General features: G+C 55.1%; 6 protein-coding genes, 1 tRNA gene and 5 pseudogenes. 6 read left to right on the forward strand and 6 right to left on the reverse strand.

Annotated features, from left to right (window positions below; all coding sequences use genetic code 11):
- The first annotated feature begins 110 nt into the window (after nucleotides 1-110).
- Together pagP and ddlA are read left to right on the forward strand one after the other, a co-directional pair.
- A pseudogene (gene pagP, locus ACTBDU_RS08930) lies at nucleotides 111-647 on the forward strand (lipid IV(A) palmitoyltransferase PagP).
- Between the two features lie 188 nt (nucleotides 648-835).
- Nucleotides 836-1954 (forward strand): D-alanine--D-alanine ligase, encoded by a 1119-nt coding sequence (gene ddlA / locus ACTBDU_RS08935; protein WP_438806227.1) that lies wholly within the window; start codon nucleotides 836-838, stop codon nucleotides 1952-1954.
- 77 nt (nucleotides 1955-2031) lie between these two features.
- Here the strand turns inward: ddlA and ACTBDU_RS08940 are convergent, their stop codons facing one another.
- From ACTBDU_RS08940 to ACTBDU_RS08950, 3 genes and pseudogenes are all read right to left on the reverse strand, one after another.
- Nucleotides 2032-2211, reverse strand: coding sequence for a hypothetical protein (locus tag ACTBDU_RS08940; protein ID WP_438806228.1), 180 nt, complete (start codon nucleotides 2209-2211; stop codon nucleotides 2032-2034).
- Nucleotides 2212-2220: 9 nt separating this feature from the next.
- Nucleotides 2221-2664, reverse strand: a pseudogene (locus tag ACTBDU_RS08945) (LysE family translocator).
- A gap of 247 nt (nucleotides 2665-2911) precedes the next feature.
- Nucleotides 2912-3625 (reverse strand): annotated as a pseudogene (locus ACTBDU_RS08950) (SOS response-associated peptidase family protein).
- A gap of 59 nt (nucleotides 3626-3684) precedes the next feature.
- On the opposite strand from ACTBDU_RS08950, the pseudogene ACTBDU_RS08955 reads away from it, so the two are divergent.
- From ACTBDU_RS08955 to ACTBDU_RS08970, 4 genes and pseudogenes are all read left to right on the forward strand, one after another.
- Nucleotides 3685-4854 (forward strand): annotated as a pseudogene (locus ACTBDU_RS08955) (IS3 family transposase).
- Nucleotides 4851-5018 carry a dihydrodipicolinate synthase family protein gene (locus tag ACTBDU_RS08960; protein WP_438806229.1) on the forward strand — a complete coding sequence of 56 codons (168 nt, stop codon included), beginning with the start codon at nucleotides 4851-4853 and terminating at the stop codon, nucleotides 5016-5018. The pseudogene ACTBDU_RS08955 and the gene ACTBDU_RS08960 overlap by 4 nt, the downstream one beginning before the upstream one ends.
- A 107-nt stretch (nucleotides 5019-5125) precedes the next feature.
- Nucleotides 5126-5308 carry a hypothetical protein gene (locus ACTBDU_RS08965; RefSeq protein ID WP_438806230.1) on the forward strand — a complete coding sequence of 61 codons (183 nt, stop codon included), beginning with the start codon at nucleotides 5126-5128 and terminating at the stop codon, nucleotides 5306-5308.
- A gap of 246 nt (nucleotides 5309-5554) precedes the next feature.
- Nucleotides 5555-5704: a heme-binding protein gene (locus tag ACTBDU_RS08970; protein ID WP_438806231.1), complete on the forward strand. Its 150-nt coding sequence runs from the start codon at nucleotides 5555-5557 to the stop codon at nucleotides 5702-5704.
- Nucleotides 5705-5959: 255 nt separating this feature from the next.
- Here ACTBDU_RS08970 and ACTBDU_RS08975 read toward each other — a convergent pair.
- The 3 genes and pseudogenes from ACTBDU_RS08975 to ACTBDU_RS08985 all read right to left on the reverse strand — a co-directional run bounded on the left by ACTBDU_RS08975 (nucleotide 5960) and on the right by ACTBDU_RS08985 (nucleotide 8115).
- Nucleotides 5960-6036: transfer RNA gene (locus tag ACTBDU_RS08975), tRNA-Pro, on the reverse strand.
- A gap of 79 nt (nucleotides 6037-6115) precedes the next feature.
- A complete protein-coding gene (yejM, locus tag ACTBDU_RS08980) occupies nucleotides 6116-7891 on the reverse strand; it encodes an LPS biosynthesis-modulating metalloenzyme YejM (protein ID WP_438806232.1) in 1776 nt (591 codons plus the stop codon).
- A 24-nt stretch (nucleotides 7892-7915) separates the two neighbouring features.
- Nucleotides 7916-8115: pseudogene (locus ACTBDU_RS08985) on the reverse strand (DUF1414 domain-containing protein).
- Between the last annotated feature and the right edge of the window lie 196 nt (nucleotides 8116-8311).

An 8311-nucleotide genomic window follows, 5' to 3' on the forward strand; every position in this document is an offset into this window, starting at 1 on the left:
TCTCTGGTAGTAATTTTCTTTAACTATGCTGAAAGAGACAATACATCAAGAAAGTCTGTAAGGAGTGGTTTGTGCGGTTGTTTTATCAACGTATTTTTCTGTTAATCAGTCTGTGTGGTTTTTTCTCTGCGGCGTGGGCGAGCGATCTCCAGCCGCCTTCATCAACGGGGCTGTGGCAACGCTTTACGCAGAATGTGGCCAAAACCTGGCATCACTCTCCCTACCAGGATCTTTATGTGCCGGCCATTACCTAGCATAACCGTTTCACTTATGACGACGAGCATATCCGCCGTTACAATGAACGTCCCTGGGGCGCCGGTTATGGTATCTCACGCTATGACGAGAAGGGAAACTGGCACGCCATTTACCTGATGGCCTTCAAGGACTCGTTTAATAAATGGGAGCCCTTCGGCGGTTATGCCTGGGGAAAGCAATGGCGTCCTTTCGACCGCTATCAGGACATCCACGTTGGCGCCGGTTTTACCGCCGGGGTGACTGCCCGCGATAACTGGAAATACATCCCTGTCCCGGCGCTGCTGCCGTTGGCGTTGGTCGGCTATAAGCAATTGACGTTCCAGGCCACCTATATTCCCGGTACGTATAACAACGGCAATGTGTTCTTTGCCTGGCTGCGCTACCGTTTTTAGACCCTCCCGCCAGCCCATGCAGCGTCTTTTATAGAAAAAGAGTTTGCTCCCGCCCGGCGGCTTTGTATACTCAGACCCTATTGCCGCCTGTGGCGCGACAGAACTTATCGCGCTTGACGCGCCTGCGCCAGCCGGCTGCGTCGGACCGGTAAGCGGGTCGGCGTTGTTCTTTTCCGGGGGAACAGAGGATGGCGAAAATACACGTCGGGGTAATTTTCGGTGGTCGTTCGGCGGAGCACGAAGTGTCCCTTCAGTCGGCGAAAAACATTGTCGACGCCATTGATCGAAAACGCTTCGACGCTGTGCTGCTGGGCATCGATAAACAGGGAAGCTGGTATCTGCATGACGCCGCGAACTACCTGTTGCACGGCGATGATTCCGCCCGAATTGCGCTGACCGGCAGCACGCGGGAAATCGCCTTGTTGCCCGGCCGCCGACCGCATCCGCTGATGCAGGCCGACCAACCCGACACGTTGTTTCAGCTTGACGTTGTCTTTCCCATTATTCACGGCATGCTGGGCGAAGATGGCTCATTACAAGGGCTGCTGCGTATGGCGAATCTCCCCTACGTCGGTTCGGACGTGCTGGGATCCGCCATCAGCATGGATAAAGATATCGCCAAGCGATTATTACGCGATGCGGGTCTGGCGGTGGCACCTTTCCTGACGGTCTCTCGCGCACGGCGCGACAGCATCCGGTTTGAGCAGGTTAGCGCCTCTCTCGGACTGCCGCTGTTTGTCAAACCGGCTAACCAGGGGTCGTCGGTGGGCGTATCCAAGGTCACCGACCGGGAAAGCTTAGCGCAGGCAATAGCGCTGGCGTTTCGTTTCGATCATAAAGTACTTCTGGAAACTGCTATCGCCGGTCGTGAGCTGGAGTGCGCCGTCCTGGGCAACGATGAAGCCGAGGCCAGTCTGTGCGGCGAGATTGTGCTAAGCGACAGTTTCTATTCCTATCACACCAAATACATTAATGAGACGGGAGCGCAGGTAGTGGTGCCGGCCGCCATCAGCCAGGCTGTCAGCGATGAAATCCGCCGCACCGCGCTGCGGGCATTCGCAGCACTTAACTGTGCCGGCATGGCGCGGGTGGATGTTTTCTTGACACTCGATGGTAAGGTGGTGGTCAATGAGGTGAATACCCTGCCGGGGTTTACCAATATCAGTATGTATCCAAAACTGTGGCAGGCGAGCGGCTTGGGTTATACCGATCTCATCACCCGTCTCATCACGCTGGCGCTGGAACGCCACCGGCAGGATCAAACGCTTGACAGCTCGCTGGCCATTAAAGGGCCTACCGCTACCTGAGCGCCCGGCGCCGGCCCGCGGCTGCCTGCGGTATTCACCGTCGGGTTAGCAGTGGTAAGACCCTGTGGGGTAACAGGCTATTGACGGCCGCCGAGTGCCAATTTGCAGGCCAGACCGGCATAAACCGACGCCAGCAGGCAACGCGGCCAGCTGGCGGGGCAGCGCTCAGGATTGACAAAGCCGTTGCCGATACGGGCGGCGGTGAGGACCAGAATCCCGTTCACCACCAATCCGATAGCGTTGAGCACCGTCGCCATCAGCATAATCTATAGCGCCACCGATCCTGCCTGTGGCTGTACAAATTGCGGAAACAACGCTAAAACAAACAGTGCCATTTTGGGATTGAGCAGGTTGGTCAGCAGGCCCTGACGGAAAATCGCGCCCAGCAGCCGCTGGCGTGAGAGCGCCAGCGCGGCGGCGGATTCGCGGCGGCTCAGGATTTTTCACGCCAGAAAGAGCAAATATACCACCCCGGCGATCCGAACCAGCTGATAGGCCAGGGGGGCCGCCAGGAAAAGTTGCGACAGGCCAAACGCCGCGGCCAGCGCATGGTAATAAATGCCGGCGATAATACCGGCCAGCGTAGCGAAACCGGCGCCACGCCCCTGACTAAGCCTGCGTGAGGTAATGAGCAGCATATCCGGCCCCGGCGTCAACGTCAGCGCCAGACTGGCTCCGGAAAATAACAGCAGGGAGGAAGTAATCAACATCCCGTTCTCTCGCAAGGCAGGTCAGGCAAACAGCATAAGAGCGCCAGGGAGGGAACTCAAGCCGCATTTTACACCAGGCACGCGACGGCTGATCGCCGTCCACCGACGGCGCTCGAGCCCTGTCGCCGGCCAATGCCCAGCCAGAAAACCGGTACGCCAGTGTTATCACCGCCGCCAAAATTGCCGCAGCCTCAGCGCAGCTTATATCGCGCGCGGAATCAAATCACCGAATCATTAATGGGTTGGATCAACCGCGGGCTGTCATTGTAAATATTGCCGACAGCGGAGGAAACCGCATGCCAGGCAAAGGCCGCCGAAGGCAGCGCGGTGCCTTCCGCCAGGGCATTGACGGCATCGATATCAAGCGCAGGATCAAGCCATTGTGCTGCGCGCCTTCACCGGTTAACACCAGTGGCGGGCGGCTGCGTGTGTCTATCAGCCCGCACTCCCCCGGCCCGGTCAACAAAACGACAGCACTGTCCTCTTGCGTGTCAGAAGAGGTCGGGCTGAAGAGGGCGAGCGCGGCAAAAAACAGCGGCAGCGGCGCGGCATGATAAATGTAATAAGGCTGTTTGCGTTCCACATGACGAGGAAGGGTGCGCCATTCATACCAACCGTCGGCCAGAATCGGTGCGAGCCCACGTTGCTATAGCGGTTTAAATAGCCGTCTATAGGGCGCGGTTTCCGCGCAGGCGCTCACCATGGCGGGCTGATGATGCTTTCTCGCCCAAGGCAGATGATAACCCCAGGTCACCGCCTCCAGGTGCAGCTCTGCATCGCGCTGATTCACTACTAACGCCCGGCTTCCCGGCGAGATGTTGTAGCGACCGTTAGGCAAGGTATCCTCTGCGGCCCGGCACGCCAGCGGAGAATCCAGCGCGGCCAAATAGTCCGAACGCGCTTCATACTGGGCAAAACGTCCGCACATATTGTGCCTCCTGTTTTGTGTGTAGTGGCACATTGAATTTGGCCACCTGAACAGAGGTGATATGCTCACCTCAGAACAACACGGGTGCACCAATGAAAAGAAAAAATTTTAGTCCTGAATTCAAACGCGAATCCGCTCGACTGGTTGTCGACCAAAATTACACCGCCGCGCCAGCAGCAAAAGCCATGGATGTCGGCCTTTCTACGATGACGAAATGGCTAAAACAACTGCGTGATAAGCGACAGGGGAAAACGCCAAAAGCCTTACCCATAACCCCGAAACAAATCGAAATACGTGAGCTTAAGAAGAAGGGACAACGCATTGAAATGGAGAATGAAATATTAAAAAAGGCTACAGCGCTCTTGATGTCAGACTCCCTGAACAGTTCTCGTTAATCGGGAAACTCAGAGCGCATTATCCTGTGGCCACACTCTGCCACGTGTTCAGGGTTCATCGCAGCAGTTACAAATACTGGAAAAGTTGTCCTGACAGGCCAGACGGCAGGCGAAAGGTATTGCGCAGTCAGGGTTATGAACTGCACAATATCAGTTATGGTGCAGCTGGCGCGAGAAGTATCGCCACCATGGCAATCCAGAAAGGCTTCCGGGTGGGGTGCTGGCTCGCAGGTAGACTCATGAAAGAGCTGGATATCGCCAGCTGCCAGCTACCGGCTCACAAACACAAACGCGGCGGCAATGAACACGTTGAAATACCGAATTATCTTGAGCGCCAGTTTGCTGTAACGGAGCCAAACCAGCTATGGTGCGGCGATGTGACGTATATCTGGACCGGGAAACGCTGGGCATACCTTGCGGTTGTTCTTGATCTGTTCGCGAGGAAACCGGTGGGCTGGGCTATGTCGTTCTCCCCTGACAGCAGACCGACCATCAAAGCACTGAAAATGGCATGGGAAATGCGTGGTAAACCAGCCGGAGTGATGTTCCACAGCGATCAGGGTAAGCCACTATAGAGCAGGCAGTTCCGACAGTTGCTGTGACGTTACCGGATCAAACAAAGCATGAGTCGGTGTGGTAACTGTTGGGATAACAGTCCGATAGAGCGCTTCTTCAGAAGTCCGAAAAACGAGTGGATACCGGTAACGGGCTACATAAAGCTTCAGCGAAGCAGCTCATGAAATTACCGACTATATCGTGGGATATTACAGCGCACTCAGGCCGCATAAATATAACGGTGGGTTGCCACCAAACGAATTAGAAAATAGACACTGGAAAAACGCTAACGCGGTGGCCAGTTTTAGTTGACCACTACAGTGTATTTAGCGCAGCATGCGGAGCTGGATGGGGCGGATGCCGTTTCGCTGGTGCCGCCTTATTATTACAAATTCTCCAAATTGGAAATTATCGCTTATTATCGCAAAGTGCTGTCGGCGATAAAGATACCGGTCATTATTTACAATATACTGTAATTTACCGCGGTGGAGCTTGATAGCGAAATGGCCGGGGTGTTATTAACCGATAAACAAGTGCTGGGGGTGTGAAGCACACGTCGCACAATTTATATTCTCTGGAGCAAATGGCGGCGACGTATTCGGAAAAAGTGTTTTTCAACGGTTTTGATGAAAACTACCTATTATCCTTAGCCGTCGGCGCCACCGCGACCATCGGCATCACCGTCAATTTGCAACCTGGATTGTTTATTGCGGTGCGCGATGTTTTTCGGCTGTGTAAGATGCCCGAGGCTCAGGCGTTGCAGTAGAAGATCAATACTGTCGTGGCGTAATCTGACCGAACTTGGAGCGGTGCGAGAGCCCTTTACTCCCCTGACATCGACCCAGAAAAAGGAATTGGAGGGGCTGTATCACAGTATCCAGGAGACTATCGCCCATGGTGAAGGCTAGCTCGGCTTTCAGTGCGTGCTATACTTTCAGCGATATCGCGGCGGTTAAGAGGGTGGTGGATCTTCTTGAGTCGACGGCCTCCGCCCCGGCACCCGCGCGGGTTGGTGGTGGCGGTTGTGGGCTGCTACGGTAAGCTGGTGGCGTTTGGCGCCCATCACTGCTGTCCGCCGCTGCCGCGGTTATTGGCCCAGCGTAAAGCCTATACGGCACTTATGCTGCGGCGCAGTACCCGTCAGGTGTCCGAAGAAATGTAGCGCGGCGCCCTGGCTCTCGGGGTATATTGAATGATGCCATGCTTTTGCCGATGCTAAGCGGTATGCCGATTTGCATGTAGGGGATGGTCGTTGGCGCCACTGGCATCAGCGGCTTGCCGGTTAAGCAGGATATTGCGCTGGCGGGGTCTTGGGCACAACGCTTCGGCTAACGGCGTTGTTTGCCCGCCCGCCGCAGCGCTAACGATAAACGAAAAAAAACCAATCGCTTGCGATTGGTTTTTTTTGGGATGAATTTGGTCGGCATGAGAGGATTCGAACCCCCGACCCCCGACACCCCATGACGGTGCGCTACCAGGCTGCGCTACATGCCGAACTCATGGGCACTTTATACTACGCGTTCTTGCTATGAATGCAATAGCCAAGCAGAACGACTGCTTTAGTTTTAAGCGTTTAGTTGGCAATAAAGCGTTTTTCATTCGTCAGTACCTGCAGCAGCAGCGTCAGTTGCGGTTTTTGCCGGTACAGCTCCTTACCATTGACGTCGAAAGTGCGGTAACTGCCGTTATTTTCCAGCAGCAGAGTTTCATGCGGCGTGGTAATAGCCAGCTGATGACCGTCTGCGCTCAGCACCCAATCATTGCGGCGACACGGAGCGAACAGATCCTCCCCTTGAGAGTAATCGCTGGCGCGATTGCTGGCATGCAATAGACGCCGCATGAGCGTCACGGTGACATCATTGTGGTTAGTCAATTTCGTCACGACCTGCGCCGGCCTGCCGGGCCAATGTACCACCAGCGGCACCTGCAGCTGTGCCCGATTGAAACGGGTTTTGCTCTCGCGCGGTCCGCTGCCGTTATCATCTAATTCTACCCCGGTGGCGGCGGTGATGACGACCACCGTATTATCCAGATCGCCGCGCGCGCGCAACGTGTCCAGCATTTGCTCCAGGGTACTGTCTAGACGTTGCGCGCCTTGCTGGTAGAGGCGGGTGAAATCCGGCGTGTTGGCCAGACTGCTGCTGACGTTGGTGCCGTTAAATGACACATAGGAAAACCAGGGCGATGCGCCGCTGTAGCTGTCGCGCCATTGCTGCCACTGTCTGGCGGTTTGCGCATCCGTCTGCCTGACGGGCTCCGGCAACGTAAAATCGGTCAATAGCGCCTGCCAATATAGCGGATCGCGAAAACCGTCGGAGGCAAACAGGTTGAGCTGGTACCCCTGTTTATTCAGCGCGTCTAAAAGCGCCGAGGATTTGCGCGTGGCTAGGATGCCGTCCAGATAAGAGGCCGAAATGCCGTAGAACAGCCCGAACAGGCCGGTATCCAGCCGATTGCCGGTACTATAGTGCTGAACAAAACGCGCGTTTTGTTCAACGAAGCGCTTCAGGGCCGGCATCTGCTGGTCCAGAGTGTCATTGCGCAGCATGCCGGTGGTAATAATGAGCAGGTTCAGACCGCTGCCTTTGTCGCTAAAACTCACCGGACTCAGGGGGTATTCCACCGCCGCCGCCTCCGGGTTGCCCTGCTGGACCAGGCGCCGCTCAAAGGCCTGAGCATCAAGCAAACCGTGGCGCTCCAGAAAACGGCGCGCGGTCATCGGATAGGATAGCGGCAGATTGGCGCGTTGCATGGTAATAGGGCGATAGAAATTCGCATCCGCCCAGATATAGGCCACATGTGAGGCGCAAAAGGCACCAATAAATAGCGCGGTCACCGGTTTGCCGATGTTATAGCGGTTGAGGCTGCGTAATTTCTGCCAGCTCCAGGTGCCAAACAGCATTTCCACCAGGAATATGACCGGAATACCGATAAACATCAGTTGCCAGTCACGGGCCAGCTCGGTCTGATCCGGGTTTATCACCAGTTCCCACACCATCGGATTGAGGTGTTGATGGAAACGGGTGAAGACCTCGCTGTCCACCAGCAGCAGCGTCAGCCCCGCGGTGGCGATGATGGCGGATAAAAAACGCAATAACCGTTGCGATATCACCACAAAAGTGAGGGGAAACATCACCAGCAAATACAATGTGAAGCCGAGGAAGCTGAAATGACCAAGCCAGCTGGCGAACGCGTACAGCCGGCCCGCCAGCGAGCCGGGCCAGTCCGAGATAAACAAATAGCGACTGCCCAGCCCCAGGTTGAGCAGGATATTAAAAAGGGCGAACCAGTGACCCCAACTGATCATTTGGAATACTTTGTCACGGTAGCGCTGACTCTTTGTCACCATAGCTGTGTCTTGGCTTGTGCTTAATTAATGCGCGTCGGTAAACGATTTAACCAGCGTATTGCGCATTTCCGGCGCAACGCGGGTGCTGATCATATGGGTGAGCATACTTTCCCCAAGACCATCAGCGCGAAATCGGTCGGCGTATGATGTTTTTCCAGTACTGCGGCCAGTTCGGCAAGCAGGACCTCTATCTGTTCGTCACTGTAACGAGATGCTTGTAGCATAATATCATCTACGTGGCCTGTCAAAGTCCGGTATCTTACCGTATCAACTCCCATTTTTCTGTAGTGGCACACTGAATTTGGCCACCTGAACAGAGGTGATATGCTCACCTCAGAACAACACGGGTGCACCAATGAAAAGAAAAAATTTTAGTCCTGAATTCAAACGCGAATCCGCTCAACTGGTTGTCGACCAAAA

This window comes from Sodalis sp. (in: enterobacteria) (assembly GCF_051710625.1).
In the GTDB taxonomy this organism is placed as follows: Bacteria; Pseudomonadota; Gammaproteobacteria; order Enterobacterales; family Enterobacteriaceae; genus JBPESN01.